This window comes from Bacillus sanguinis (assembly GCF_018332475.1).
Classification (GTDB): domain Bacteria; phylum Bacillota; class Bacilli; order Bacillales; family Bacillaceae_G; genus Bacillus_A; species Bacillus_A sanguinis.
Genome location: NZ_BOQB01000426.1, coordinates 1 through 384 on the forward strand (window position 1 = coordinate 1; position 384 = coordinate 384).

Sequence of the window (384 nt, forward strand, 5' to 3'; positions counted from 1 at the left end):
GGCAGTGAGCGCAACGCAATTAATGTAAGTTAGCTCACTCATTAGGCACCGGGATCTCGACCGATGCCCTTGAGAGCCTTCAACCCAGTCAGCTCCTTCCGGTGGGCGCGGGGCATGACTATCGTCGCCGCACTTATGACTGTCTTCTTTATCATGCAACTCGTAGGACAGGTGCCGGCAGCGCTCTGGGTCATTTTCGGCGAGGACCGCTTTCGCTGGAGCGCGACGATGATCGGCCTGTCGCTTGCGGTATTCGGAATCTTGCACGCCCTCGCTCAAGCCTTCGTCACTGGTCCCGCCACCAAACGTTTCGGCGAGAAGCAGGCCATTATCGCCGGCATGGCGGCCCCACGGGTGCGCATGATCGTGCTCCTGTCGTTGAGG

1 pseudogene is annotated in these 384 nt (G+C 59.6%); it reads left to right on the forward strand.

The features are described from left to right. Nucleotides 1-57: 57 nt before the first annotated feature. A pseudogene (locus tag KI369_RS27105) lies at nucleotides 58-384 on the forward strand (hypothetical protein); the annotation flags it as partial.